At 61.8% G+C, this 24,459-nt stretch carries 36 protein-coding genes and 1 pseudogene; 2 read left to right on the top strand and 35 right to left on the bottom strand.

The window, feature by feature from the left end:
* The 3 genes and pseudogenes from U4Y91_RS35490 to U4Y91_RS35480 form a co-directional block, all read right to left on the bottom strand.
* Nucleotides 1–644 (bottom strand): annotated as a pseudogene (locus U4Y91_RS35490) (c-type cytochrome biogenesis protein CcsB); the annotation flags it as partial.
* Nucleotides 645–648: 4 nt separating this feature from the next.
* On the bottom strand, nucleotides 649–2,859 hold the full coding sequence (locus U4Y91_RS35485) for a cytochrome c biogenesis protein ResB (protein WP_321808955.1): 2,211 nt from the start codon (nucleotides 2,857–2,859) through the stop codon (nucleotides 649–651).
* A gap of 203 nt (nucleotides 2,860–3,062) precedes the next feature.
* Entirely contained in the window at nucleotides 3,063–3,716 is a 654-nt protein-coding gene (locus U4Y91_RS35480) for a c-type cytochrome (RefSeq protein WP_321808956.1), read from the bottom strand.
* 217 nt (nucleotides 3,717–3,933) lie between these two features.
* Here U4Y91_RS35480 and yihA point away from each other — a divergent pair, with 217 nt between their 5' ends.
* A complete protein-coding gene (yihA, locus tag U4Y91_RS35475) occupies nucleotides 3,934–4,593 on the top strand; it encodes a ribosome biogenesis GTP-binding protein YihA/YsxC (RefSeq protein WP_321808954.1) in 660 nt (219 codons plus the stop codon).
* Nucleotides 4,594–4,846: 253 nt separating this feature from the next.
* Nucleotides 4,847–5,845, top strand: a complete 999-nt coding sequence (gene hemB / locus U4Y91_RS35470) for a porphobilinogen synthase (protein ID WP_321808953.1) — start codon at nucleotides 4,847–4,849, stop codon at nucleotides 5,843–5,845.
* 110 nt (nucleotides 5,846–5,955) lie between these two features.
* Here hemB and dsbD read toward each other — a convergent pair whose 3' ends face one another.
* From dsbD to tuf, 32 genes are all read right to left on the bottom strand, one after another.
* Nucleotides 5,956–7,803 carry a protein-disulfide reductase DsbD gene (dsbD, locus tag U4Y91_RS35465; protein WP_321808952.1) on the bottom strand — a complete coding sequence of 616 codons (1,848 nt, stop codon included), beginning with the start codon at nucleotides 7,801–7,803 and terminating at the stop codon, nucleotides 5,956–5,958.
* Complete coding sequence (cutA, locus tag U4Y91_RS35460) at nucleotides 7,796–8,122, bottom strand: divalent-cation tolerance protein CutA (RefSeq protein WP_257775651.1); 327 nt, start codon at nucleotides 8,120–8,122, stop codon at nucleotides 7,796–7,798. The genes dsbD and cutA overlap by 8 nt, the downstream gene beginning before the upstream one ends.
* A 207-nt stretch (nucleotides 8,123–8,329) precedes the next feature.
* A complete protein-coding gene (gene rplQ / locus U4Y91_RS35455; protein WP_006477175.1) occupies nucleotides 8,330–8,725 on the bottom strand; it encodes a 50S ribosomal protein L17 in 396 nt (131 codons plus the stop codon).
* Nucleotides 8,726–8,872: 147 nt separating this feature from the next.
* Nucleotides 8,873–9,850 (bottom strand): DNA-directed RNA polymerase subunit alpha, encoded by a 978-nt coding sequence (locus U4Y91_RS35450; protein ID WP_006477176.1) that lies wholly within the window; start codon nucleotides 9,848–9,850, stop codon nucleotides 8,873–8,875.
* A 124-nt stretch (nucleotides 9,851–9,974) separates the two neighbouring features.
* A complete protein-coding gene (gene rpsD, locus U4Y91_RS35445; protein ID WP_011350679.1) occupies nucleotides 9,975–10,598 on the bottom strand; it encodes a 30S ribosomal protein S4 in 624 nt (207 codons plus the stop codon).
* Nucleotides 10,599–10,754: 156 nt separating this feature from the next.
* Complete coding sequence (gene rpsK / locus U4Y91_RS35440) at nucleotides 10,755–11,156, bottom strand: 30S ribosomal protein S11 (protein WP_004197937.1); 402 nt, start codon at nucleotides 11,154–11,156, stop codon at nucleotides 10,755–10,757.
* Between the two features lie 28 nt (nucleotides 11,157–11,184).
* Entirely contained in the window at nucleotides 11,185–11,550 is a 366-nt protein-coding gene (gene rpsM / locus U4Y91_RS35435; protein WP_014898353.1) for a 30S ribosomal protein S13, read from the bottom strand.
* Nucleotides 11,551–11,588: 38 nt separating this feature from the next.
* Nucleotides 11,589–11,705 carry a 50S ribosomal protein L36 gene (gene rpmJ, locus U4Y91_RS35430; RefSeq protein WP_004199844.1) on the bottom strand — a complete coding sequence of 39 codons (117 nt, stop codon included), beginning with the start codon at nucleotides 11,703–11,705 and terminating at the stop codon, nucleotides 11,589–11,591.
* Between the two features lie 20 nt (nucleotides 11,706–11,725).
* Nucleotides 11,726–11,944, bottom strand: coding sequence for a translation initiation factor IF-1 (infA, locus tag U4Y91_RS35425; RefSeq protein ID WP_004521905.1), 219 nt, complete (start codon nucleotides 11,942–11,944; stop codon nucleotides 11,726–11,728).
* A gap of 8 nt (nucleotides 11,945–11,952) precedes the next feature.
* Nucleotides 11,953–13,302, bottom strand: a complete 1,350-nt coding sequence (gene secY / locus U4Y91_RS35420) for a preprotein translocase subunit SecY (RefSeq protein WP_006400642.1) — start codon at nucleotides 13,300–13,302, stop codon at nucleotides 11,953–11,955.
* 42 nt (nucleotides 13,303–13,344) lie between these two features.
* Nucleotides 13,345–13,779, bottom strand: coding sequence for a 50S ribosomal protein L15 (gene rplO / locus U4Y91_RS35415; protein WP_006482880.1), 435 nt, complete (start codon nucleotides 13,777–13,779; stop codon nucleotides 13,345–13,347).
* 26 nt (nucleotides 13,780–13,805) lie between these two features.
* Nucleotides 13,806–13,988 carry a 50S ribosomal protein L30 gene (rpmD, locus tag U4Y91_RS35410; RefSeq protein ID WP_006400644.1) on the bottom strand — a complete coding sequence of 61 codons (183 nt, stop codon included), beginning with the start codon at nucleotides 13,986–13,988 and terminating at the stop codon, nucleotides 13,806–13,808.
* Between the two features lie 15 nt (nucleotides 13,989–14,003).
* Complete coding sequence (gene rpsE, locus U4Y91_RS35405; RefSeq protein ID WP_006752931.1) at nucleotides 14,004–14,522, bottom strand: 30S ribosomal protein S5; 519 nt, start codon at nucleotides 14,520–14,522, stop codon at nucleotides 14,004–14,006.
* A 14-nt stretch (nucleotides 14,523–14,536) separates the two neighbouring features.
* Nucleotides 14,537–14,902, bottom strand: a complete 366-nt coding sequence (rplR, locus tag U4Y91_RS35400) for a 50S ribosomal protein L18 (RefSeq protein ID WP_006477183.1) — start codon at nucleotides 14,900–14,902, stop codon at nucleotides 14,537–14,539.
* A 12-nt stretch (nucleotides 14,903–14,914) separates the two neighbouring features.
* Nucleotides 14,915–15,445 carry a 50S ribosomal protein L6 gene (gene rplF / locus U4Y91_RS35395; protein WP_006758786.1) on the bottom strand — a complete coding sequence of 177 codons (531 nt, stop codon included), beginning with the start codon at nucleotides 15,443–15,445 and terminating at the stop codon, nucleotides 14,915–14,917.
* 18 nt (nucleotides 15,446–15,463) lie between these two features.
* A complete protein-coding gene (gene rpsH, locus U4Y91_RS35390) occupies nucleotides 15,464–15,859 on the bottom strand; it encodes a 30S ribosomal protein S8 (protein WP_006477185.1) in 396 nt (131 codons plus the stop codon).
* A gap of 14 nt (nucleotides 15,860–15,873) precedes the next feature.
* Nucleotides 15,874–16,179 (bottom strand): 30S ribosomal protein S14, encoded by a 306-nt coding sequence (rpsN, locus tag U4Y91_RS35385; protein ID WP_006482884.1) that lies wholly within the window; start codon nucleotides 16,177–16,179, stop codon nucleotides 15,874–15,876.
* A 7-nt stretch (nucleotides 16,180–16,186) separates the two neighbouring features.
* Nucleotides 16,187–16,726: a 50S ribosomal protein L5 gene (rplE, locus tag U4Y91_RS35380; RefSeq protein WP_006477186.1), complete on the bottom strand. Its 540-nt coding sequence runs from the start codon at nucleotides 16,724–16,726 to the stop codon at nucleotides 16,187–16,189.
* A gap of 16 nt (nucleotides 16,727–16,742) precedes the next feature.
* Nucleotides 16,743–17,051 carry a 50S ribosomal protein L24 gene (rplX, locus tag U4Y91_RS35375; RefSeq protein ID WP_006477187.1) on the bottom strand — a complete coding sequence of 103 codons (309 nt, stop codon included), beginning with the start codon at nucleotides 17,049–17,051 and terminating at the stop codon, nucleotides 16,743–16,745.
* 9 nt (nucleotides 17,052–17,060) lie between these two features.
* Entirely contained in the window at nucleotides 17,061–17,429 is a 369-nt protein-coding gene (rplN, locus tag U4Y91_RS35370) for a 50S ribosomal protein L14 (RefSeq protein WP_006752929.1), read from the bottom strand.
* 309 nt (nucleotides 17,430–17,738) lie between these two features.
* Nucleotides 17,739–18,011 carry a 30S ribosomal protein S17 gene (rpsQ, locus tag U4Y91_RS35365; RefSeq protein ID WP_006752928.1) on the bottom strand — a complete coding sequence of 91 codons (273 nt, stop codon included), beginning with the start codon at nucleotides 18,009–18,011 and terminating at the stop codon, nucleotides 17,739–17,741.
* Entirely contained in the window at nucleotides 18,008–18,202 is a 195-nt protein-coding gene (gene rpmC, locus U4Y91_RS35360) for a 50S ribosomal protein L29 (protein WP_006400652.1), read from the bottom strand. The genes rpsQ and rpmC overlap by 4 nt, the downstream gene beginning before the upstream one ends.
* 9 nt (nucleotides 18,203–18,211) lie before the next feature.
* Nucleotides 18,212–18,628, bottom strand: coding sequence for a 50S ribosomal protein L16 (gene rplP / locus U4Y91_RS35355; protein ID WP_006752927.1), 417 nt, complete (start codon nucleotides 18,626–18,628; stop codon nucleotides 18,212–18,214).
* A gap of 2 nt (nucleotides 18,629–18,630) precedes the next feature.
* The gene (gene rpsC / locus U4Y91_RS35350; RefSeq protein WP_006482899.1) at nucleotides 18,631–19,431 is read right to left on the bottom strand and encodes a 30S ribosomal protein S3; all 801 of its coding nucleotides are present in this window, start codon (nucleotides 19,429–19,431) and stop codon (nucleotides 18,631–18,633) included.
* 11 nt (nucleotides 19,432–19,442) lie between these two features.
* Complete coding sequence (rplV, locus tag U4Y91_RS35345) at nucleotides 19,443–19,772, bottom strand: 50S ribosomal protein L22 (RefSeq protein WP_004199272.1); 330 nt, start codon at nucleotides 19,770–19,772, stop codon at nucleotides 19,443–19,445.
* Nucleotides 19,773–19,784: 12 nt separating this feature from the next.
* Nucleotides 19,785–20,060, bottom strand: coding sequence for a 30S ribosomal protein S19 (rpsS, locus tag U4Y91_RS35340; protein ID WP_004199273.1), 276 nt, complete (start codon nucleotides 20,058–20,060; stop codon nucleotides 19,785–19,787).
* 10 nt (nucleotides 20,061–20,070) lie between these two features.
* Nucleotides 20,071–20,898, bottom strand: coding sequence for a 50S ribosomal protein L2 (gene rplB, locus U4Y91_RS35335; RefSeq protein WP_006482900.1), 828 nt, complete (start codon nucleotides 20,896–20,898; stop codon nucleotides 20,071–20,073).
* A gap of 2 nt (nucleotides 20,899–20,900) precedes the next feature.
* Nucleotides 20,901–21,215, bottom strand: a complete 315-nt coding sequence (gene rplW / locus U4Y91_RS35330; RefSeq protein ID WP_004199275.1) for a 50S ribosomal protein L23 — start codon at nucleotides 21,213–21,215, stop codon at nucleotides 20,901–20,903.
* Nucleotides 21,212–21,832, bottom strand: a complete 621-nt coding sequence (gene rplD, locus U4Y91_RS35325; protein ID WP_006477192.1) for a 50S ribosomal protein L4 — start codon at nucleotides 21,830–21,832, stop codon at nucleotides 21,212–21,214. The genes rplW and rplD overlap by 4 nt, the downstream gene beginning before the upstream one ends.
* A complete protein-coding gene (gene rplC / locus U4Y91_RS35320) occupies nucleotides 21,832–22,482 on the bottom strand; it encodes a 50S ribosomal protein L3 (RefSeq protein ID WP_006752926.1) in 651 nt (216 codons plus the stop codon). Before rplC ends, rplD begins: the two co-directional genes overlap by 1 nt.
* 178 nt (nucleotides 22,483–22,660) lie before the next feature.
* Complete coding sequence (gene rpsJ / locus U4Y91_RS35315) at nucleotides 22,661–22,972, bottom strand: 30S ribosomal protein S10 (protein ID WP_004199280.1); 312 nt, start codon at nucleotides 22,970–22,972, stop codon at nucleotides 22,661–22,663.
* A 284-nt stretch (nucleotides 22,973–23,256) separates the two neighbouring features.
* Complete coding sequence (gene tuf, locus U4Y91_RS35310) at nucleotides 23,257–24,447, bottom strand: elongation factor Tu (RefSeq protein WP_321808946.1); 1,191 nt, start codon at nucleotides 24,445–24,447, stop codon at nucleotides 23,257–23,259.
* Nucleotides 24,448–24,459 lie beyond the last annotated feature (12 nt).

Below are 24,459 nucleotides of genomic sequence, written 5' to 3'. Positions count from 1 at the left end.
CGCGTGCCGTAGTGGCCTTCGTAATACAGGTAGAGCAGCGCGGTGATCAGGCTGAACAGCACGAACACTTCATAGAGGTTCGACACGGGGATGTGGCCAACGTCCACACCGATCAGGTAGGACTCGTACCAGCGCACCATCAGCCCCGTGAAGCCCATCAGCACGGCAACCCAAGTGAGCTTCTGGCCGATCGCCGCACCCGTTTCCGAGCGCGCGAGCAGACCGATCCAGTAGAAGATCGTCGCGAGCACGAACAGCGCGCTCATCCACAGGATCGCGGACTGGCTCGACAGGAAGTACTTGAGGAAGAACGCCGCATCGGCGCGCGCGAGATCGCCCTGGTAGATCTGGATCGACAGCAGCGACAGCACGGCGATCGACGCCATCATCAGCCGCGCCGGCTTCCAGCGCCAGCCGAGCACGACAAGCGCCGGCACGGTGCCGATCATCACCGCCTTGTCGTAGTAATTCATGTGTTCGTTGTAATGCACGAACGCATAGCCCGCGCCGACCACGAGTGCGAGGGCGAACAGCCAGTCGATGACCGACAGGCGCGCGAGGAACGGACGGTCGTCGAACAACGGCGCCGGATTCGAGGCCTGGACCGGCCCCGAACGGGAAGAGGAAACTTGCGTGAGATCCATGATGTTACCGGGTGGAATTCTCGGAATCGCCGCCGGCAGGCGGACGGGCAGTCGCTGCCGCACCGGCGGGCGCGGCGTCGCGCGGTGCGGCGCGCAAGACGGCGCCGGCCGCGTCGCGCGTCTGCACGAATTCTTTCTCGAAATCGAAGGTCTTGCGGGCCGTGGACATCGCCATCACCACATCGACGCCCGAACCGGCATCCTTGAGCCAGAACCAGAGGCGCCGCTCGCGCACGTAGAACATCGAGAAGATGCCGGCGACCAGCAGCAGGCTGCCAAGATACACCAGATTCTTGCCGGGTGCGCGCGTCAACTGAAATACCGAAGCTTGCACCTGCTTGAAGGAGTCAAGCTGCAAATAGACCGGCGATCCATACAAGAAGCTGTCCGATAGCGCATTGATCGCGTTCTGCACGAAGCGGATCGTGTCGGCGCCCTGTTGGGCGGCCGGCTCGCCGGCGCGCTCGCGCGCGATCTGCCAGACCTCCCACATCGAACCCTCGAGCATGCGCAGCAGCAGGCTGGCCGCCTTCTCCTGCTCGGCTTTCGGCACCGAACGATCGATGAAGGTCGCCACCGCCTGGAAGCCGCCCACCGGCTGGCCGTCGGCGCCGCGGCCGACGCTGTCGTCGCTCGCCGCAAAAAGGGTCAGCACCTTGAACGCGCTATCCTGCAGGCGACCGCGCAGCGACGCTTCGGTCGTCGGCAGCGAACGCTGCGCGAAGCGCGCGGCGGCGTCGGCACGCACGGCCGGATCCTCGAGCGCGGCGCGCAGGCGCATCCATTCGCCGATCGAATCCTGGCTGTCGGCCGGAATCCGCATGTAGCGGAACGGATCGTTCGGGCTCGCGCGCACGCCGGCGAGGAACACGCGCGTGCCGCCCATGTCGACGGGCAGCATGTAGTTGTTGAATTCGCGCGCCTGGCCGTCCTTGCCGCGAATCTTGTACTGCACCGACGGGCCGATGTTGTGGAGCTGCACCGGCTTCGACGTCTTCGCGCCCGAACCGAGCCGCTCGTCGAACGCTTCCTTCAGCGACGCCGTCTTCGCGACGCCGCGCACGTCCGGCTTGCCGTTCGCGTCAGCCATGTTCTCGACGTTGATCGCGCGGAAGTCGGAGAACTCGATCGTGTCGCCGTCGCTGCCCGGCATCTGCAACGGCGCCGTGCTGCCGATCGTGCCCTTCACCGCGAAGGTCTTCGCGTTGCCGCCCGTCATCGGGTAGGCCGTCATCTCCATCTGCGAGCCGCCGTCCTGGAAGCTCGACTGGTAGATCGACACGCCCTTGTACGTGAACGGCTTGTTGACCTCGACGCGCGCCGGGATCTTCTGGCCCGTCTCGCGATCGATCACGACGATGTCGCTCGCGAACAGCTTCGGCATCCCCGTCGTGTAGTAGTCGACGATGAACTTGTTGAGCTGGATCGAGAACGGCAGGTCCTGGATCAGCGAGCCGCTCGGCTGGTTCAGGATCGCGGTCGACACGAACTGGCCTTCCGGCACCCACGCGTAGCCGCGGAACGTCGGGTTCGACACGGACAGCCGGTGGTCGGGCGAGATTTCGCTGATCGTCGCGCTCGTGTTGACCGGGCTCTTGCCGAACATCCACATCTGGAATTTGATCGGCAGGTTGCTGTCCAGCAGGCCGCCGATACAGATCACGACGATCGCAAGGTGCGCGGAGATGTAGCCCCACTTCGTCAGCGCGCCGCGCTTCGCGGAGATCAGCGTCGCGCCGTCGGTTTCACGCACGACGTGCTTGTAGCCGGCCTTGGTGACGAACGTGGCGAGCGTGGCCGCGACGGTCGCGCGCGTGCCGGACGCCGAGTATTCGGCCTTGTGGTGGAACGCGCGCAGGCTGCCTTCGCGGACCTTGTCCTTCCAGCTCTTCGCATCGGCCAGCATCTTCGGCGCATTGCGGATCACGCACAGCGAGATCGACACGACGAGGAAGATCAGGATCAGCATGAACCACCACGCGCTGTACACGTTGTACAGGCCCAGCGAGCGGAAGATGTCCGCCCAGAACGGCCCGAACTGGTTCACGTAGTTCGGATACGGGTCGTCCTGCGTCAGGACCGTGCCGACGATGCTCGCGATCGACAGCACTACCAGCAGCGCGATCGCGAAGCGCATCGAGCTCAGCAGCTCGATCGCGCGCCTGGACGCACTTTGACCCGACTTCGACTGCAACCCCGACGTGGTAACGCTCATTCAAACTCCGACTAAGGGGAAACAGCCCCTACGCTCACTATGTTCGTTGCCCCCCAAGGGGGCGGTCAGCACGCTTGGGACGACCCGGCGAGTGCTGACAAAAAAGGGCGAGGCAACCGCAATCACGCGGCGCCCCACCCTTTTTCTTGTTCTGACTCCGGCCGCCCTTCGGGCGCCCGGTCATTCCATTCGCGGCCGTCCGTTCAACGCAGGCCCGCGATGTAATCCGCGACGGCCTTGATCTCGTTGTCCGACAGACGCGCTGCGATCTGATGCATCGCCTCGTTGTTGTTGCGCGCGCCGACACCCTGCTGGAACGCGGTCAACTGGGCAACCGTGTAATCGGCCCATTGCCCCGACAGACGCGGGTACTGGACCGGAATCCCCTGCCCCGTCGGCCCGTGGCAGCTCGCGCAGGCGGGTACACCCTTTTCCGCGATGCCGCCGCGATAGATCTTCTGGCCGATCGGCACGGTCGCCGCGTCGCGTGCGGTGCCGAGCTTCGTCGTCTGCGATCCGTAATACGCAGCGACGTTGCGCATGTCGTCCGCGCTCAACGCGCTCGCGAACCCGACCATCACCGGATTGGTCCGCGCCGGCCCCTTCGCGCCCGGCTGGGCCTTGAAGTCGTTCAACTGCTTGACCAGATAGTCGGGATGCTGGCCGGCCAGCTTCGGGAAACTGCCCGACGCGCTGTTGCCGTCGGCGCCGTGACACGACGCGCAAACTTGCCCGGCAATCGCCTTGCCGCGGTCCAGATCCAGCTTTGCCGCATCCGCCGCATTTGCCTCCGCTACGAAACCTACGAACCCTGCTGCAACCTGAAGCACCATCAGAGACTTGCACAGTCGATTCATTCGCACACCCTGTTTCGTCTTGTGGGAATTTGAGGTTCTGCAAAAAACGACGTCGACCAGTCTACCGCAGAAGCTGCATAAAAGCGCGAGGCAGGCGCCCGCAGCCCTTCGGCAAAACCGCCGTATTGTACAATATCGCGCTGAAAGCTCCCGCGCCTATCGGGGCTACCCCGCCTCCACCAAGCGGCTCGCGCCGCCCCGTCCCACCGGTTTCCCCATGGCCTTTTTGCTCCACCAAGCCCGCTTCTACACGACCGTCAACCATCTGCGCGACCTGCCGCCGACGGTACAACCGGAAATCGCGTTCGCGGGCCGCTCGAATGCCGGCAAATCGACGGCGATCAACGTGCTGTGCAACCAGAAGCGGCTCGCCTTCGCGTCGAAGACGCCCGGCCGCACCCAGCACATCAACTACTTCTCCGTCGGCCCGGCCGCCGAGCCCGTCGCGAACCTCGTCGACCTGCCCGGCTACGGCTACGCGGAAGTGCCGGGGGCCGCGAAGGCCCACTGGGAAATGCTGCTGTCGTCCTACCTCGCGACGCGTTCGCAGCTGTGCGGCCTGATCCTGATGATGGATTCGCGCCGCCCGTTGACCGACCTCGATCGCCGGATGATCGAGTGGTTCGCGCCGACCGGCAAGCCGATCCACACGCTGCTGACGAAGTGCGACAAATTGACGCGCCAAGAGAGCATCAACGCGCTGCGGAACACGCAAAAGGGGCTCGACGCGTATCGCGACCAGGGCGTGAAGGGCAAGCTGACCGTCCAGCTGTTCTCGGCGCTGAAGCGCACGGGCCTCGACGACGCGCACGAGCTGATCGAGAGCTGGCTGCGGCCGTCGGTCGCCGACGAAAATAGCGCGCCTGTAGCAAAATGAGCGGACAACGCGCGGCCGGGTTCGGTCGCGCGCGCCTGACGGTGCCTGCGGATTCGGCCGGCTCATAAAAAAACCCGCCGTTGAACGGCGGGCCAAACAGCCTAATCGAATAACGACAGGCACCCGCTCAGGGAGGAGAAGCGGGGAGCTGCACGCGACGCGTGCCGCTCGATCGCTATCATATACCAACGGTCTCGAAAATGACCTAAGGGTTCCGTAAGGTTCTTCTTGCCCTGATTTCTGCCAAATCGCCATGAGCTTCCATCCGCTTCACCGTCCGCGCCGGATGCGCCGCGACGACTTCTCCCGGCGCCTGATGCGCGAAAACCGCCTGACCACCGACGACCTGATCTACCCGGTGTTCGTCGTCGAGGGCACCAACGAACGCCAGAGCGTCCCGTCGATGCCCGGCGTCGAGCGCGTGTCGGTCGATCTGCTGATGCAGGTCGCCGAGGAGTGCGTCGAACTCGGCGTGCCCGTGCTGTCGCTGTTCCCGGCCATCGAGCCGTCGCTGAAGACGCCTGACGGCCGCGAAGCGGCCAATCCGGAAGGCCTGATCCCGCGCGCGGTGCGCGAGCTGAAGAAGCGCTTCCCCGAACTCGGCGTGCTGACCGACGTCGCGCTCGACCCGTACACGAGCCACGGCCAGGACGGCGTGCTCGACGAGAACGGCTACGTGATCAACGACGACACGATCGAGATCCTGGTCGACCAGGCGCGTGCGCAGGCCGAAGCCGGCGTCGACATCGTCGCGCCGTCGGACATGATGGACGGCCGTATCGGCGCAGTCCGCGAGATGCTGGAAAGCGACGGTCACATCCATACGCGCATCATGGCCTATTCGGCCAAATTCGCGTCGGCGTTCTACGGCCCGTTCCGCGATGCGGTCGGCTCGGCGTCCAATCTGGGCAAGGGCAACAAGATGACCTACCAGATGGATCCGGCGAACAGCGACGAAGCGCTGCGCGAAGTGCGCCTCGACATCGACGAAGGCGCCGACATGGTGATGGTCAAGCCCGGCATGCCGTATCTCGACATCGTGCGCCGCGTGAAGGACGAGTTCCGCTTCCCGACCTATGTGTACCAGGTGAGCGGCGAATACGCGATGCTGAAGGCCGCCGCGATGAACGGCTGGCTCGATCACGACAAGGTCGTGCTCGAATCGCTGCTCGCATTCAAGCGCGCAGGCGCCGACGGCGTGCTCACGTACTTCGCGCTCGATGCCGCGCGTCTGCTGAAAGCGCAGCGCTGAGCCGCGCGCCGGCCGGCACAAGGAAAAACGGCGGGACACTTCGGTGTCCCGCCGTTTTTTTGCACCGTCCGGCCGGCGCAGCAGGCCGCCCGTGCGCCGACGAGCGCGCGTTACACCGTCGGCACCGCCGCGCGATCGAGGCTGCGCAGGAACGTCTCGGCCGCCTGATAACCGACCACGCGGCCGATCTCGTTGCCGTTGCGATCGAAGAAGATGATGCCCGGCGGCCCGAACAGGTTGAAGCGCTTGAGCAGCGCCTGGTCGTCCGGATTGTTCGCGGTGACGTCGGCACGCACCAGGTGAAGCTGCGCGAGCCGCGCCTGCACGCGCGAATCGGTGAACGTCAGATGCTCCATCTCCTTGCAGCTCACGCACCAGTCGGCGTAGAAGTCGAGCATCACGGGCTGGCCCGACGTCTTCAGCAGCGCGTCGAGTTCGCGACTGGAGCGCACCGACGCGAACGCGGGACCCTGCCCTCCGGCCGCCGCACCGGCCGCCGACGCATCGCCCGACGCAACCGTGCGCGCCGCGAGCACGGCCAGCGGCTTCACGGGGTCGTTGGAGCCCGCCGCAAGACCGACGAGCAGCGTTGCAGCCCAGATCGCGAGCGCGGCACCGAGGCCGCGACCGAGACGGCGCCAGATCGATGCGGCGCCGGCATGCGGCGTAAACAAGCCGAGCGCCGCGGCCGCGACGAGCAGCCACAATGCGGCGAGCACCATCTTCAGAGCCCCCGCGAGCACCGGCCACACGATCCACAGCGCGGCGGCAAGCAGCACGATGCCGAAGAACACCTTCACGCCGTCCATCCATGCGCCCGCGCGCGGCAGCACTGTACCGGCTCCGATGCCGACGACGAGCAGCGGCACGCCGAGCCCCAGCCCCATTGCGAACAGCGCGGCGCCGCCGAGCAGCGCATTGCCGGTGTGCGCGATGAACGCGAGCACCGCAAACAGCGGCGCCGTCATGCATGCGCCGACGACCAGCGCCGACAACGCCCCCATCGCGGCGACCGCGACGAAGTGGCCGCCCCGGCGCGCGCTCGAGGCTTCGGCCGCGCCGTTCTGCCAGCGCTCGGGCAGCGCGATGTCCTTGCCGGAAATCAGCGATACGGCGAATGCGGTGAGCAGCACGCCGAATGCGCCGAGCACCCACGGGTTCTGCAGCCACGCGCCCAAGCTCTGGCCGACCAGCGCCGCCGCGATGCCCAGCACCGTATAGACGAGCGCCATGCCGACCACGTACGTCAGCGACAGCGCGAAGCCGCGTGCATGCGTCGCGCGCGTGCCCTGGCCGATGATGATCGCGGACACGATCGGAATCATCGGATACGAGCAGGGCAGGAGACTCAGCACGACGCCGGCGACGAAATACAGTGCGACGATCGTGAAGAAGCCGTGCCCCTCGAGCAGCGACTGCGCGAAATCCGCGCTCGTGACCGTGTCGAACCAGCTGCCCGAAGCCGCCGTGCGATCGACCGGTGCGGCCGCGCCCAGCGCTGCGCCGTCGACCTTCACGACGTGCTCCGCAGGCGGATAGCAGATTCCTTCGTCGGCGCATCCTTGCGACGTCACCGCGAGCTGGAACGGCCCCGCCGCCTGCTTGACCGGCACGTGAATCACGACCTCGTCGCGATAGGTCTCGACTTCCTTCTGGAACGTCTGGTCGAACTTCACGTGGCCGGCCGGGAATTGCGGATCGCCGAGCGTCGCCTGCCCGCCCTTCACCGCGAACGCGAACCGCTCGCGGTACAGGTAATAGCCGTTGGCAACCTTGAAACGGACGTCCACCTGCCCCGGCGATTCGCTCGCGCTGAACTTGAACGCGACCGACGGATCGAGAAAATCGTCGGCCGCGCGCGCGACCGACAGGCCGCCCAGCACGAACATGAACGACATCAGGACTGCGAGGAACCGCAGCGCGCGCACGCGCACGGAAAGCGCCATACCGTTAAACATGAAATAGACGTTGAGTTTCGCTGGTCACCCACTGGCCGTACGCGGCCGTGGCCGTCGCCTGCCACGAGACGATTTCCGGCGTCTCGTACGGATGATGCGCGAGAATAAATCGCTCCAGTTCGAGCGAGCGTCCGGGGCTCGTCTTGAACAGCAACTGGATCTCGTCGGCCGTCTCGACCTTGCCCTGCCAGTGATAGCGCGACTTGATCGCACCGAGCTCCGACACGCACGCGGCAAGCCGCGCGTCGAGCGCGCCGTCGGCGAGCGCCGCGGCCGTCGCCGCATCCGGCACCGTCGTCAGCATCAATACCACCACCATACGCGCCCTCCTGACTGGCCTTTACCGGCTTCCGCCGCCACGAATCGCCCATCGAGGGCCCGCGCCGACAACGTCATATCGTAGCGCAGCCCGCGCGACGCTGCCGGCACCGCGCTGCGACAATCGATCGCAGCCGGGGCGCCGCCAAAAAACAAAAAGGGCCAAGCAATTGCTCGGCCCTTTCGGATACTGCTGCGTACCGGAAGCTTACTCGGCTTCTTGCACGTTTTCCGTTTCGTCGACTTCCGGACGATCGAGCAGCTCGACCAGTGCCATCGGTGCGTTGTCGCCGACGCGGAAGCCGAACTTCAGCACGCGCAGGTAGCCGCCCGGACGGTTCGCGAAACGCGGACCGAGCACGTCGAACAGCTTCGCCACCGAGTCACGATCGCGCAGGCGGTTGAACGCCAGGCGACGGTTTGCCAGCGACGGCTTCTTGCCGAGCGTGATCAGCGGCTCGACGACTTTACGGAGTTCCTTCGCCTTCGGCAGCGTCGTCTTGATGACTTCGTGCTCGATCAGCGAGTTGGACATGTTACGGAGCATAGCCAGACGGTGGCTGCTCGTGCGGTTCAGTTTCCGCAGACCATGACGATGGCGCATTTCAGTTTCCTTGATTCAAAGTTTTGATCCAGCTCTTCTATCGCACCGCTGGGGTGCACGGGCCGGTAGAGAAAAAAGCAAGATGCGGATTTTAAAGGAAAATCCGCATCTTTGCCAACTACAGCGATACCCAGGCTACAACCGGGCTTACTTGTCGAGACCAGCCGGCGGCCAGTTTTCGAGCTTCATGCCCAGCGTGAGACCGCGCGAAGCGAGCACTTCCTTGATCTCGTTGAGCGACTTGCGACCGAGGTTCGGCGTCTTCAGCAGCTCGTTTTCCGTGCGCTGGATCAGGTCGCCGATGTAGTAGATGTTCTCGGCCTTCAGGCAGTTCGCCGAACGAACCGTCAGCTCGAGATCGTCCACCGGACGCAGCAGGATCGGATCGATCTGCGGTGCGCGCGACGGTGCCTCGGCAGCCGTTTCCGTGCCTTCCAGTGCCGCGAACACGGACAGCTGGTCGACCAGGATGCGGGCCGATTGACGGATCGCCTCTTCCGGGGTGATCACGCCGCTCGTCTCGATGTTCATCACGAGCTTGTCGAGGTCGGTACGCTGCTCGACACGTGCGCTTTCAACGGCGTAGCTCACGCGGCGAACCGGCGAGAACGATGCGTCGAGGACGATGCGGCCGATGATCTTGGCCGTGTCTTCGCCGTAGCGACGGACGTTGCCGGGCACATAGCCGCGACCCTTTTCGATCTTGATCTGAACGTCGAGCTTGCCGCCCTTCGACAGGTGTGCGATCACGTGATTCGGGTTGATGACTTCGCAATCGTGCGCCAGCTCGATATCGCCGGCCGTGACGACGCCTTCGCCTTCCTTGCGCAGGGTCACCGTCACTTCGTCACGGTTGTGCAGCTTGAACACCACACCCTTCAGGTTCAGCAGCAGGTTGACGACGTCCTCTTGCACGCCATCAAGCGTCGAATACTCGTGCACCACGCCAGCGATCGTGACTTCGGTCGGCGCGTAGCCAACCATCGACGACAGCAGCACGCGGCGAAGCGCATTGCCCAAGGTGTGGCCGTAACCGCGTTCGAACGGTTCCATGACCACCCTCGCGTGGTTCTCGCCCAGCGATTCCACGGCGATGATCTTGGGTTTCAGCAAACTGGTTTGCATGGGCTTTCCTTTTCAATACCCTCGGCTCGTTACACCGATAAGGCTGACCGGTAACAACCAGAAAATAAACAGCCGAGGCCCCTCCTTGCATAACGCAATCGGGGTACCTCGGCCGTCAATCGGATTAACGCGAATACAATTCGACGATCAGGCTTTCGTTGATGTCGCCTGCGATTTCAGCGCGTTCCGGCATTTGCTTGAACGTGCCTTCGAACTTCTTCGCATCGACTGCAACCCAGCTCGGCATGCCGCCTTGCTCGGCCAGCGACAGCGCTTCGACGATACGCGCCTGCTTCTTCGCCTTTTCGCGGATCGCGACGACGTCACCCGACTTCACTTGCTGCGACGGCACGTTCGCGACGACGCCGTTCACCGTGATCGACTTGTGGCTCACCAGCTGACGCGCTTCAGCGCGGGTCGAGCCGAAGCCCATGCGATACACGACGTTGTCGAGACGCGACTCGAGCAGTTGCAGCAGGTTTTCACCCGTGTTGCCCTTGCGGCGGTCGGCTTCAGCGAAGTAGCGGCGGAACTGACGCTCCAGGACGCCGTAAATACGCTTGACCTTCTGCTTTTCGCGCAGCTGCGTACCATAGTCGGACGTACGTGCGCCCGAGGTACGGCCGTGCTGACCCGGCTTGCTGTCGAGCTTGCACTTGTCGGCGAGCGAGCGGCGCGCGCTCTTCAGGAACAGGTCGGTGCCTTCACGGCGGGACAGCTTGGCCTTAGGGCCGATATAACGTGCCACTTTGCATTCCTTTATCAATCAGTCACGCGGACCGGAATCCGCGCTAGTTCGCGCCCTTTGGGGCGAACGGTGGGCTTAGTCAATCAAAAAAGCAACGCCCGTCGACGCTACGCGGCGACAGGCAAATGCGCCAGCACGAACGTGCCAGCAGCATTCTTAGATACGACGGCGCTTCGGCGGACGGCAGCCGTTGTGCGGAATCGGGGTGACGTCCGAAATCGCGGTGATCTTGATGCCGAGGCCATGCAGTGCACGCACTGCCGACTCACGACCCGGGCCCGGGCCCTTGATCCGCACTTCCAGATTCTTCACGCCGTATTCCATCGCCACGCGACCGGCCGACTCAGCAGCAACCTGAGCAGCGAACGGCGTCGACTTGCGCGAGCCCTTGAAGCCCTGGCCGCCCGACGTCGCCCATGCCAGTGCATTGCCCTGGCGATCGGTGATCGTGATGATCGTGTTGTTGAACGACGCGTGAACGTGAACCACGCCTTCAGCGACGTTCTTCTTAACCTTCTTGCGAACGCGTTGCGCCGCGGTGTTCGAAGCCTTAGCCATTACGTTTTCCTGTAACTGTCAGTTCCGCTTACTTCTTCAGCGCTTGCGCTGCACGACGCGGACCCTTGCGGGTACGTGCGTTCGTACGCGTACGCTGACCGCGCATCGGCAGGCCCTTGCGATGACGAACGCCACGGTAGCAACCGAGGTCCATCAGGCGCTTGATGTTCATCGTCACTTCACGGCGCAGATCGCCTTCAACGATGAACTTGCCCACTTCTTCACGCAGCTTTTCGAGGTCTGCGTCGGTCAGGTCCTTGACCTTCTTCGAGAATTCCACGCCAGACGCCACGCAGATGCTGCGCGAGCGCGTGCGGCCGATACCGAAGATTGCCGTCAGGCCGATCTCGGTATGCTGGTGATTCGGGATGTTAACCCCTGCGATACGAGCCATTGTTTTTCCTCAAACAAAAAGCGCAAACAAACGCGCGGTCAGCCTTGGCGCTGCTTGTGGCGCGGATCCGAGCTGCAGATCACGCGAACGACGCCTTTGCGCTTGATGATCTTGCAATTGCGGCAAATGCGCTTAACCGATGCCATCACTTTCATGATAATACCCTTTTTTCAAATCACTTCGCCCGGAACACGATCCGCGCACGAGACAGATCGTAAGGCGTCAATTCAACCGTCACCTTGTCGCCCGGCAGGATGCGGATGTAGTGCATCCGCATCTTCCCGGAGATATGCCCCAACACGACATGGCCGTTTTCCAGCTTCACACGGAAGGTCGCATTCGGGAGGTTTTCGATCACCTCACCCTGCATCTGGATTACATCGTCTTTGGCCATAGTCCTATTTAACGCATTGGGATGTTGCCGCCCTTGAAGTTTGCCTTCTTGAGCAGTGACTCATACTGTTGCGACATAACGTACGACTGCACCTGCGCCATGAAGTCCATCGTGACGACGACAATGATCAGCAGCGACGTTCCACCAAAATAAAACGGCACGTTCCAGCGCAGCACCAGGAATTCCGGCAGCAGACACACGAAGACGATGTAGATCGCACCGGCCAGCGTCAGACGCGTGAGGATGCGGTCGATATATCGCGCGGTCTGGTCGCCCGGACGAATGCCCGGAACAAACGCGCCGCTCTTCTTCAGGTTGTCCGCGGTTTCCCTGCTGTTGAACACCAGCGCGGTGTAGAAGAAGCAGAAAAACACGATCGCCAGCGTGTACAGCAGCACATAGACCGGCTGGCCCGGCTTCAGCGCCTCCGCGACGTTATGCAACGTGTTGGAGATCCAGCTTCCCGACGGCTGACCCGTGCTGAACCAGCCGAGAATCGTGGCCGGGAACAGGATGATCGACGATGCGAAGATCGGCGGAATCACGCCCGACATGTTCAGCTTCAGCGGCAAGTGCGACGACTGTCCACCGTAGATCTTGTTACCGACCTGGCGCTTCGCGTAGTTCACGAGGATCTTGCGCTGACCGCGTTCGATGAACACGACCAGGTAAGTCACCGCGGCAATCAGAACGACGATGATGATCGCCGAAATGATGCTCATCGAACCCGTACGCACCAGCTCGAACAGCCCACCGACGGCATTCGGGAACCCTGCTGCGATCCCGCCGAAGATGATGATCGAGATGCCGTTGCCCAGACCACGCTCGGTGATCTGCTCACCCAGCCACATCAGGAACATCGTACCGGTAACCAGCGTCACGACCGTCGTCAGCCGGAACAGCATGCCGGGGTCGATCACGAGGCCCGGCTGGTTTTCCAGCGCAGCCGCGATACCGAACGCCTGGAAGGTCGCGAGCACCACGGTGAAATACCGCGTGTACTGCGTGATCTTCCGTTGCCCTGCCTGCCCTTCCTTCTTCAGCGCCTCGAGTTGCGGCGAGACGATCGCCAGCAACTGCATGATGATCGACGCCGAGATGTACGGCATGATCCCCAGCGCAAAGATCGTGAAGCGGGAAAGCGCGCCACCCGAGAACATGTTGAACATGCCCAGGATGCCGCCCGCCTGGCTCTGGAACAGCTTCGCCAGTTGATCCGGATCGATGCCCGGCACGGGGATGTGCGCGCCGATGCGATAGACGATCAGCGCCAGGAGCAGGAACATCGCTCGCCGACGCAGATCGCCGAATTTCGCCGTGCTTCGACCGGGTTTTGCAAGACTCGGGCTGTTAGCCAAGTACCTTCTCCGATGAATGCAAGTAACGACGCGCTACGCGTGTCACTCGGCGAACGAACCGCCAGCCGCTTCGATCGCAGCGCGCGCACCCTTGGTGGCGCCGAGACCCTTCACGACGATCTTGCGCTTCAGTTCGCCCGTCGCGATGATCTTTGCGCTCTTCGTCAGCTCGCCGACCAGGCCGGCTTGCTTCAGTGCGAGCAGATCGATTTCATCGACCGGCAGCTTCTCGAGGTCGCCCAGGCGCACTTCACCGACGAATTCCTTCGTCAGCGACGTGAAGCCGCGCTTCGGCAGACGACGTTGCAGCGGCATCTGACCGCCTTCGAAACCGACTTTGTGGAAGCCGCCCGAACGCGATTTCTGACCCTTGTGACCACGGCCAGCCGTCTTGCCGAGGCCCGAACCGATGCCGCGGCCGACACGACGCTTGGCGTGCTTTGCACCAGCGGCCGGCTTCAGGTTATTCAATTCCATATCAACTCCTTGATCCGTAGGGCCGCTTACGCGATGACCTTAACGAGGTACGAGACCTTGTTGATCATGCCGCGGACCGCCGGCGTATCCTGAAGCTCGCTAACCGAGTTGAGTCGGCGCAGGCCCAGGCCACGCACGGTCGCACGGTGCGATTCGCGGGTCCCGATCAGGCTCTTGACGAGCTGAACCTTGACAGTTTTTTCAGACATGGTGACCACCCGGGCTTAGCCCAAAATATCTTCGACGGACTTGCCGCGCTTCGCCGCGATGTCTGCCGGGGTGGACTGCTTGCGCAGACCGTCCAGCGTGGCGCGAACGAGGTTGTATGGGTTCGTCGAACCGTGGCTCTTCGCCACGACGTTCTGAACGCCCATCACGTCGAACACTGCGCGCATCGGGCCGCCGGCGATCACGCCCGTACCTGCCTTCGCCGGAGCGAGGAGGACAGCGGATGCGCCATGCTTGCCGTGCACTTCGTGCTGCAGCGTGCCGTTCTTGAGCGGCACCTTGAACATGTTGCGGCGAGCTTGTTCCATTGCCTTCTGGACAGCGACCGGCACTTCCTTCGCCTTGCCCTTGCCCATACCGATGCGGCCATCACCATCGCCAACCACGGTCAGTGCGGCGAAGCCGAGAATACGGCCACCCTTCACGACCTTGGTCACGCGATTGACCGAAATCATCTTTTCACGAAGGCCGTCGTCGCGCTCGTCAGCCTGAACTTTCGCTTGCATCTTTGCCATGACGAATTCCTTCCTTAGAACTTGAGCCCAGCTTCGCGAGCTGCCTCAGCCAGCGCCTTGACGCGGCCATGGTAGCGGAAGCCCGAGCGGTCGAAGGCGACGGATTCGATGCCGGCAGCCTTTGCCTTCTCGGCAATACGCTTGCCGATCAGCGTCGCGGCATTAACGTTGCCGCCCTTGCCCGACTTGTCGGCCAGTTCAGCGCGCACTTCTGCTTCGAGCGTCGACGCGCTGGCGAGCACCTTGGTGCCGCAGGGCGAGAACACTTGAGCGTAGATGTGCGTGTTCGTGCGATGCACGGCGAGACGCGCGACCTGCAGCTCAGCGATCTTGATACGCGTCTGGCGAGCGCGGCGCAGGCGAGATTGAGTCTTATCCATGATTGCGCACCCTTACTTCTTCTTCGTTTCTTTGAGGATCACAACCTCGTCGGAATAGCGCACGCCCTTGCCCTTGTAGGGCTCCGGCGGACGGTAACCGCGGACTTCCGCAGCCACTTGACCGACTTGTTGCTTGTTGATCCCCTTGATCACGATTTCGGTTTGCGTCGGGGTTTCAGCCTTGACGCCTTCCGGCATCTGGTGCACCACGGGGTGCGAGAAACCCAGCGACAGGTTCAGCTTGTCGCCTTGCGCTTGCGCACGATAACCGACGCCAACCAGCGTCAGCTTGCGCTCGAAACCCTTGGTCACGCCGTGCACGGCATTCGCGATGATCGCGCGCATCGTGCCCGACAGTGCGTTTGCTTCGCGGCTTTCGTCGACCGGCGACAGATTCAGCGTGCCGTCGTTGTTCGCCACGTTCACGAGCGGATTGATCGCTTGCGTGATGGTGCCCAGCGGGCCCTTGACGGTGATCGCACCGTCGGCCAGCTTGACTTCCGCGCCTTGCAGCGCGATCGGGCTCTTACCTACTCGAGACATGTTTCTCTCTCCTCGGCTTTAAGCAACGTAGCAGATGACTTCGCCGCCGACGCCGGTAGCGCGCGCCTTGCGGTCGGTCATCACGCCCTTCGGCGTCGACACGATTGCCACACCCAGGCCGTTCATGACCTGAGGAATGTCGTTACGGCCGCGGTACACGCGCAGACCAGGCTTCGACACGCGCTCGAGGCGTTCGATGACCGGGCGACCTGCGTAGTACTTCAGCGCGATATTCAGTTCGGACTTCGCACCTTCCGCCTTGACGGCGAAATCGTCGATATAACCTTCGTCCTTCAGGACTTGCGCGATTGCAACCTTGACCTTCGACGAGGGCATCGCAACCGATACCTTCTCGACCATCTGCGCGTTGCGGATGCGAGTCAGCATATCGGCGATAGGATCACTCATGCTCATTTACGTTTCTCCTATTACCAGCTCGCCTTGGTCAGGCCAGGAATCTCGCCACGGAATGCGATTTCACGAATCTTGTTACGCGCGAGGCCGAATTTACGGAACGTGCCACGCGGACGGCCCGTGATCGCGCAGCGGTTACGCTGGCGGGTCGGGTTTGCGTTGCGGGGCAGTTGCTGCAGCTCAAGGCGTGCTTCGTAGCGCTCTTCTTCCGACTTGCTTTGGTCTTCGACGATCGCCTTCAGCGCTTCGCGCTTTGCTGCGAACTTCGCGACCAGGCGGGCGCGCTTCTTTTCACGTTCGATCAGTGCCAGTTTAGCCACGGTAACCTCAGTTTCTGAACGGGAACTTGAAGCTGGCGAGCAGAGCCTTTGCTTCGTCGTCGGTCTTCGCAGTCGTCGTGATGCTGATGTTCAGCCCACGCAGTGCGTCGATCTTGTCGTAGTCGATTTCGGGGAAAATGATCTGCTCTTTCACACCGATGTTGTAGTTGCCGCGGCCATCGAAGGCACGACCCGACACACCGCGGAAGTCACGCACGCGGGGCAGGGCAACGGTCACGAAACGGTCGAGGAATTCGTACATCGCCTGGCCACGCAGCGTCACCATCGCGCCGATCGGGTAACCCTGGCGGATCTTGAAGCCTGCGATTGCCTTGCGTGCCTTCGTGACGACCGGCTTCTGACCAGCGATCTTCGTGAGGTCGCCAACGGCGTTCTCGATGATCTTCTTGTCAGCGATCGCTTCGCCAAGACCCATGTTCAGCGTGATCTTGGTGATGCGCGGCACTTCCATGACCGACTTGTAACCGAACTTCTCGATCAGGCCGGGCACAACCTTTTCTTTGTAAAACTCTTGAAAACGAGCCATTTTTTACTCCGCTGCGTCAGGCGCTCAGTACGGCACCGGTCGTCTTCAGGAAGCGAACCTTCTTGCCTTCCTCGACCTTGATGCCAACACGCGACGCCTTGCCATTCGCGTCGACCAGTGCGACGTTCGAAATATGCAGGGGCATCGTCTTCGCTTCCACGCCACCCGTCGTACCCTTCATCGGGTTCGGCTTCACATGCTTCTTGACGAGGTTGATACCCTCAACCGTCACATGTTCTGCACCGACAGCCAGCACGACGCCGCGCTTGCCCTTGTCTTTGCCAGTGACGACGATGACTTCGTCACCTTTGCGAATCTTGTTCATCGCGACTCCTTACAGCACTTCCGGCGCCAGCGAAACGATCTTCATGAATCGTTCGCTACGCAGCTCACGCGTCACCGGCCCGAAGATACGGGTGCCGATCGGCTCAAGCTTGTTATTCAAAAGCACAGCGGCGTTGCCGTCGAACTTGATCAGCGAGCCGTCTTGACGGCGAACACCCTTGGCGGTGCGGACCACCACGGCGTTGTAGATTTCGCCTTTCTTCACGCGCCCGCGCGGCGTTGCTTCTTTGACGGTCACCTTGATGATGTCGCCAATGCCGGCATAACGACGCTTCGAGCCGCCGAGCACCTTGATGCACATGACTTCACGTGCACCCGTGTTGTCGGCTACTTCGAGCCGAGATTCGGTCTGGATCATGGTTTGTCTTTCCCAACTTAATCCGATTGCACCACCATGATGCATTCGGTCAGTCTTGGTCCCGTCAGCCAATCGGCTGCTTGGGTTGGAACAGCAGCGACGGCAAACGAAACCCGCCATCGCAATTCGGTGAATCTTTCGGACAGGCTGGCGCCAGTCCGCTTCCCCCACCAACTTCGCCCGCGACGGGGCTCCCATAAAGAGGGAAGACCAGGATTATAACAAATAATCCTGGTCACGCAAGCAAAAACTTTGCGATTTCAAGCACTTCGTGGCGAAGTGCTTGTTACTGCCTACTGCGCTGCCCGCTTAGATGACGCGAGCTGCTTCGACGAGGCGCGACACCGTCCAGGCCTTCGTCTTCGAAACAGGACGAGTTTCCTGGATTTCGACGAGATCGCCTTCGTTGCAGGTGTTCGCTTCATCATGCGCGTGGTACTTCTTCGAGCGCACGACATACTTGCCGTAGATCGGGTGCTTGACGCGGTGCTCGATCAGCACGGTGACGGTCTTGTCCATCTTGTTGCTGACGACCCGACCGACCAGCGTCCGCTTCAGCGAGGTTTTCACGCTATCGTTCATTTCTGGTTCGCCTTCTGAGTCATGACGGTCCGCACACGTGCGATGTCGCGACGAACCTTCTTCAGCTGGCTCGTGTTCGTGAGTTGCTGGGTCGCGAGTTGCATGCGCAGGCCGAATTGCGCCTTCAGCAGGTCCGCCAGCTCCTTGTTGAGCGCGGCCTGGTCTTTCTGGAGAAGTTCGGAAGCCTTCATGTTTTCTCCTTAGGCGCCGAGCTGGCGCACGATGAATGCCGTCTTCAGCGGCAGCTTGGCTGCAGCCAGACGGAACGCTTCGCGTGCCAGTTCTTCGGTTACGCCGTCCATTTCATAGAGCATCTTGCCCGGCTGGATCTCGGCGACGTAGTACTCCGGGTTACCCTTACCGTTACCCATACGCACTTCTGCCGGCTTTTGCGAAATCGGCTTGTCCGGGAAGATCCGGATCCAGATGCGGCCGCCACGCTTGATGTGACGCGTCATTGCACGACGCGCCGCTTCAATCTGGCGTGCGGTCAAACGACCGCGACCGATAGCCTTCAGGCCGAAGTCACCGAACGACACTGCGTTGCCGCGCGTCGCCTTGCCGGTGTTACGACCCTTCTGCTCTTTACGATACTTTCTGCGTTTCGGTTGCAGCATCGTTATTCTCCAGTCTTGCCGTCTTCGGGCTTGCCGGCGCCACGGCGCGGTGCGCCACGGCGAGCACCCGGAGCGCCGCCTTCGCCATCACGGCGCGGACGACGGTCGCCCGGACGCGCATTGCGACGCGGACGCTTGTCTTCGGCTACTTCTTCCACCACCGGTGCGTCGTTGCGGCCGAGCGTATCGCCCTTGTAGACCCACACCTTGACGCCGATGATCCCGTAAGTCGTCTTCGCTTCCGAAGTCGCGTAGTCGATATCAGCACGCAGCGTGTGAAGGGGCACGCGACCTTCGCGATACCACTCCGTACGAGCGATTTCGATACCGTTCAGACGGCCTGCGCTCATGATCTTGATGCCTTGGGCACCCAGACGCATCGCGTTCTGCATCGCACGCTTCATCGCGCGACGGAACATGATCCGGCGCTCGAGCTGTTGCGTGATCGAGTCAGCGATCAGCTGAGCATCGGTTTCCGGCTTGCGGATCTCTTCGATGTTGACGTGAACCGGCACGCCCATGCGGCGTTGCAGTTCCGTCTTCAGCTGTTCGATATCCTCGCCCTTCTTGCCGATGACCACACCCGGACGCGAGCTGTAAATCGTGATGCGCGCGTTCTTCGCCGGACGCTCGATGACGACCCGACCGACCGAAGCGTTCTTCAGCTTCTTCTTCAGGTATTCACGAACACCGATGTCTTCCTGCAGCATCGCCGCGAAATTGTTGTTGTTCGCGTACCAACGCGAAGCCCAATTGCGGCTGACAGCCAGGCGGAAGCCAGTCGGATGAATTTTCTGTCCCATCGTATGGCTCCTTAATTCCCGACCGTCACAGTGATGTGACAGGATTGCTTCTCGATGCGGTTACCGCGGCCCTTGGCGCGCGCGGTGAAACGCTTGAGCGATGCCGCCTTGTCGACGTAGATGCTCTTGATCTTGAGCTCGTCGATATCAGCGCCTTCGTTGTGCTCCGCATTCGCGATTGCCGACAGCACAACCTTCTTCACGATGCCAGCCGCCTTCTTCGGCGAGAACGTCAGAACGTTCAGCGCCTTGTCGACCGGCAAACCGCGGATCTGGTCAGCCACAAGGCGCGTTTTTTGCGCCGAGATGCGGGCACCGCGATGAATTGCTTTCACTTCCATCTTGATTGCCCCTTATTTCTTGGCCTTCTTGTCGGCCGCGTGACCCTTGAACGTACGGGTCAGTGCGAACTCGCCAAGCTTGTGGCCGACCATGTTTTCCGAGATGTACACCGGAACGTGTTGACGGCCGTTGTGAACAGCGATCGTCAGGCCGATGAAATCCGGCAGAATCGTCGAGCGACGCGACCAGGTCTTGATCGGCTTTTTGTCGCGCGAAGCTGCAGCCGCCTCAACTTTCTTCAGCAAATGGGCGTCGCAGAACGGACCTTTTTTAACAGAACGTGCCATTGCCTACTCCTTAACGCTTGTGACGGCGCTGGACGATCATCGTCGTCGTGCGCTTGTTGCTGCGGGTACGGTAACCCTTAGCCGGCGTACCCCACGGGCTCACCGGGTCACGACCTGCAGCCGTCTTGCCCTCACCACCACCGTGCGGGTGATCAACCGGGTTCATCGCAACGCCACGCACCGTCGGGCGGATACCGCGCCAGCGGTTCGCGCCAGCCTTGCCGATTTGGCGCAGGCTATGCTCTTCGTTGCCGACTTCACCGATCGTTGCACGGCACTCGATGTGCACGCGGCGGATTTCGCCCGAACGCAGACGAACCTGCGCGTAGACGCCTTCACGTGCCAGCAGCATGGCCGACGTGCCAGCCGAACGCGCCATTTGCGCGCCCTTGCCCGGCAGCATCTCGATGCAGTGGATCGTCGTACCGACCGGAATGTTGCGGATCGGCAGCGTGTTGCCTGCACGGATCGGCGCTTCCGAACCCGACATCAGCTGTTGGCCGACCGTCAGGCCCTTCGGGGCGATGATGTAGCGACGCTCGCCGTCTGCGTAGAGCACCAGCGCGATGTTCGCGCTACGGTTCGGGTCGTACTCGAGACGTTCGACCTTTGCCGGGATGCCATCCTTCGTGCGACGGAAATCGACGATACGGTAGTGCTGCTTGTGACCACCACCCTTGTGACGCGTGGTGATACGACCGTTGTTGTTACGGCCGGCGGTCGAGCTCTGCGAGTCGAGCAGTGCCGCGAACGGCTTGCCCTGGTGCAGATTCTTGTTGACCACCTTGACCATCGCGCGGCGACCCGGCGATGTCGGCTTAACTTTAACGATTGCCATGATTACTTGGCCTCCGCTTCAAAGTTGATTTCCTGGCCGGGCTTCAGGCAAACGTACGCCTTCTTCACGTCCTTACGGCGGCCCATCGAACGGCCGAAGCGCTTTTGCTTGCCCTTCTGAACCAGCACGTTGACCGAATCAACTTCAACCTTGAACAGCAGCTCGACAGCCGCCTTCACTTCCTGCTTCGTGGCGTCCGGTGCGACTTCGAACACGACTTGCTCGTTCTTGTCGGCAACCAGCGTCGCCTTTTCCGAGATCACCGGTGCGAGCAGGACCTGCATCAAACGATGATCGTTCTTGCGAATCTCGCTCATGACAGCAACTCCTCGATCTGGGCGACCGCAGCCTTCGTGACCAGCACTTTCTTGAAGTAGATCAGCGACAGCGGGTCTGCGTAGCGCGGCTCGACAATCGCCACGTGCGGCAGGTTGCGCGAAGCCAGGTACAGGTTCTCGTCGACCGTGTCCGTGATGATCAGAACGGAGTCGAGACCCATGGTCTTGAATTTGTCAGCCAGCAGCTTGGTCTTCGGCGCTTCGAGGATGATGTCCTCGACGACCGACAGACGGCCTTCGCGGGCCAGCTGCGAGAAGATCGAGCAGAGACCTGCGCGATGCATCTTCTTGTTGACCTTGTGCGAGAAGTTCTCTTCCGGCGAGTTCGGGAAGATGCGACCACCGCCACGCCACAACGGGCTCGACGACATACCGGCACGAGCGCGGCCCGTACCCTTCTGACGCCACGGCTTCTTGGTGGTGTGCTTGACTTGCTCGCGGTCCTTCTGTGCGCGGTTACCCTGGCGAGCATTCGCCTGGTACGCGACGACGACCTGGTGGATCAGCGCTTCGTTGTAGTCACGACCGAACACGACGTCCGACGCGTTGACCACTGCACCTTCCTGACCATTTTCATTCAGGAGCTTGAGTTCCATTATTTCGCCCCCTTGGTCTTGACGGCCGGCGTCACGAAAACCTTGCCGCCCTTCGCGCCCGGAATCGCGCCCTTGACGAGCAGCAGCTTGCGCTCTGCGTCGATACGAGCGATTTCGAGGTTCTGCACCGTCACCGTAACGTCACCGAGGTGACCCGTCATGCGCTTACCCGGGAAAACACGACCCGGATCCTGCGCCATACCGATCGAGCCCGGCACGTTGTGCGAGCGCGAGTTACCGTGGGTAGCACGGCCGGAGGAGAAGTTGTAACGCTTGATCGTACCGGCGTAGCCCTTACCGATCGACACGCCTTGCACGTCGACCTTCTGGCCCACTTCGAAAAGATCAGCACCGACCACGGCGCCATTCGACAGCTCAGCTGCCTTGGCCGCGTCAATGCGGAATTCCTTGAGGATTTCACCGGCTTCGACACCGGCTTTGGCGAGATGACCTGCCAGCGGCTTCGTCACGCGCGATGCGCGGCGGGAGCCGAATGCAACCTGCACGGCCGTGTAGCCGTCGGTTTCAACAGTCTTGATCTGCGTCACGCGGTTGTCCGACACGTCCAGCACGGTGACGGGAATCGAATCCCCTTCAGCCGTGAAGATACGGGTCATGCCAACCTTGCGACCTACGAGTCCAAGGCTCATCATTTTCTCCATTCCCGACTGCGATTGGTCGGGGCTGATTTACAAAATGCCGGGCACGCAAGGCCCAACTTTTTTTCGCGAATACACGAAAAGCCAAGCAGTATAGCCCGACTTCTCGATTTCCGCAAGCAATACAAAGACTTAGCGCCACCCAGCAAGCCGATTGGCGCCGAAAGCCTTACTGCAGCTTAATTTCCACGTCGACGCCAGCCGGCAGGTCGAGCTTCATCAGCGCGTCAACCGTCTTGTCGGTCGGATCGACGATGTCCATCAGGCGCTGGTGGGTACGGATTTCGAGCTGATCGCGCGACGTCTTGTTGACGTGCGGCGAACGCAGGATGTCAAAACGCTGGATGCGCGTCGGCAGCGGCACCGGGCCACGGACGATTGCGCCAGTCCGCTTCGCGGTATCGACGATCTCGGCAGCCGATTGATCGATCAGACGATAGTCGAAAGCCTTCAGGCGAATGCGGATTTTCTGTTGCTGCATGACGATTCCTTGAAAAGAGCGAGGCGATGTTGCATCGCCGGACACTAAAAGAACGTGAAACATGTTGCCTGCGGGGAGCGAGGCGACAGGTTCCGAACGGCACTTCCACTGCTAAGCCCGCGATTCTACACGAAAAATCGAAGCGGTGTATGCGTTTGTCAATACGGCAACGCGCACGCCACAAAGAAAAACCGGGTGCCAGATCGAACTGGACACCCGGTTTCGACGGTACGACTGCCTACCGTGGAATCGCGGACCCACGAGGGATCCGCGGATCGTCGATATTACTCGATGATCTTTGCGACGACGCCGGCGCCGACGGTACGGCCACCTTCGCGGATTGCGAAGCGCAGACCTTCTTCCATCGCGATCGGAGCGATCAGGCGAACCGTGATCGACACGTTGTCGCCCGGCATCACCATTTCCTTGTCCTTCGGCAGCTCGATCGAGCCCGTCACGTCCGTCGTACGGAAGTAGAACTGCGGACGGTAGTTGTTGAAGAACGGCGTGTGACGGCCGCCTTCGTCCTTGCTCAGCACGTACACTTCAGCCGTGAAGTGCGTGTGCGGCGTGATCGAACCCGGCTTCGCCAGAACCTGGCCACGCTCCACGTCTTCACGCTTCGTGCCGCGCAGCAGGATACCGACGTTGTCGCCTGCCTGACCTTGGTCCAGCAGCTTGCGGAACATTTCAACGCCCGTGCAGGTCGTCTTCACCGTCGGCTTGATACCGACGATTTCGATTTCTTCGCCGACCTTCACGATGCCGCGCTCGACACGACCCGTCACCACCGTACCACGGCCCGAGATCGAGAACACGTCTTCCACCGGCATCAGGAACGCGCCGTCAACTGCACGCTCCGGCGTCGGGATGTACGTGTCCAGCGCGTCTGCCAGGCTCATGATCGCCACTTCGCCCAGCTCGCCCGTGTCGCCTTCCAGCGCCAGCTTCGCCGAACCCTTCACGATCGGCGTGTCGTCGCCCGGGAAGTCGTACTTCGACAGGAGTTCGCGAACTTCCATCTCGACCAGCTCGAGCAGTTCAGCGTCGTCCACCATGTCGCACTTGTTCAGGAACACGATGATGTACGGAACGCCAACCTGACGCGCCAGCAGGATGTGCTCGCGCGTTTGCGGCATCGGGCCGTCTGCTGCCGAGCAAACCAGGATCGCGCCGTCCATCTGTGCCGCGCCCGTGATCATGTTCTTCACATAGTCAGCGTGGCCCGGGCAGTCGACGTGTGCGTAGTGGCGGTTAGCCGTTTCGTACTCGACGTGTGCCGTGTTGATCGTGATGCCGCGCGCCTTTTCTTCCGGTGCCGCGTCAATCTGGTCGTAAGCCTTCGCTTCGCCGCCGAACTTCTTCGTCAGCACCGTCGTGATCGCTGCCGTCAGCGTCGTCTTGCCGTGGTCAACGTGACCAATCGTACCAACGTTCACGTGCGGCTTGGTCCGCTCGAATTTACCTTTTGCCATGATTCTCTTCTT

This window comes from Burkholderia sp. BCC1993 (genome assembly GCF_905339865.1).
Lineage (GTDB): Bacteria > Pseudomonadota > Gammaproteobacteria > Burkholderiales > Burkholderiaceae > Burkholderia.
Note: the sequence above shows the minus strand (reverse complement) of the source record. Positions and strands in the feature narration are given on the sequence as shown.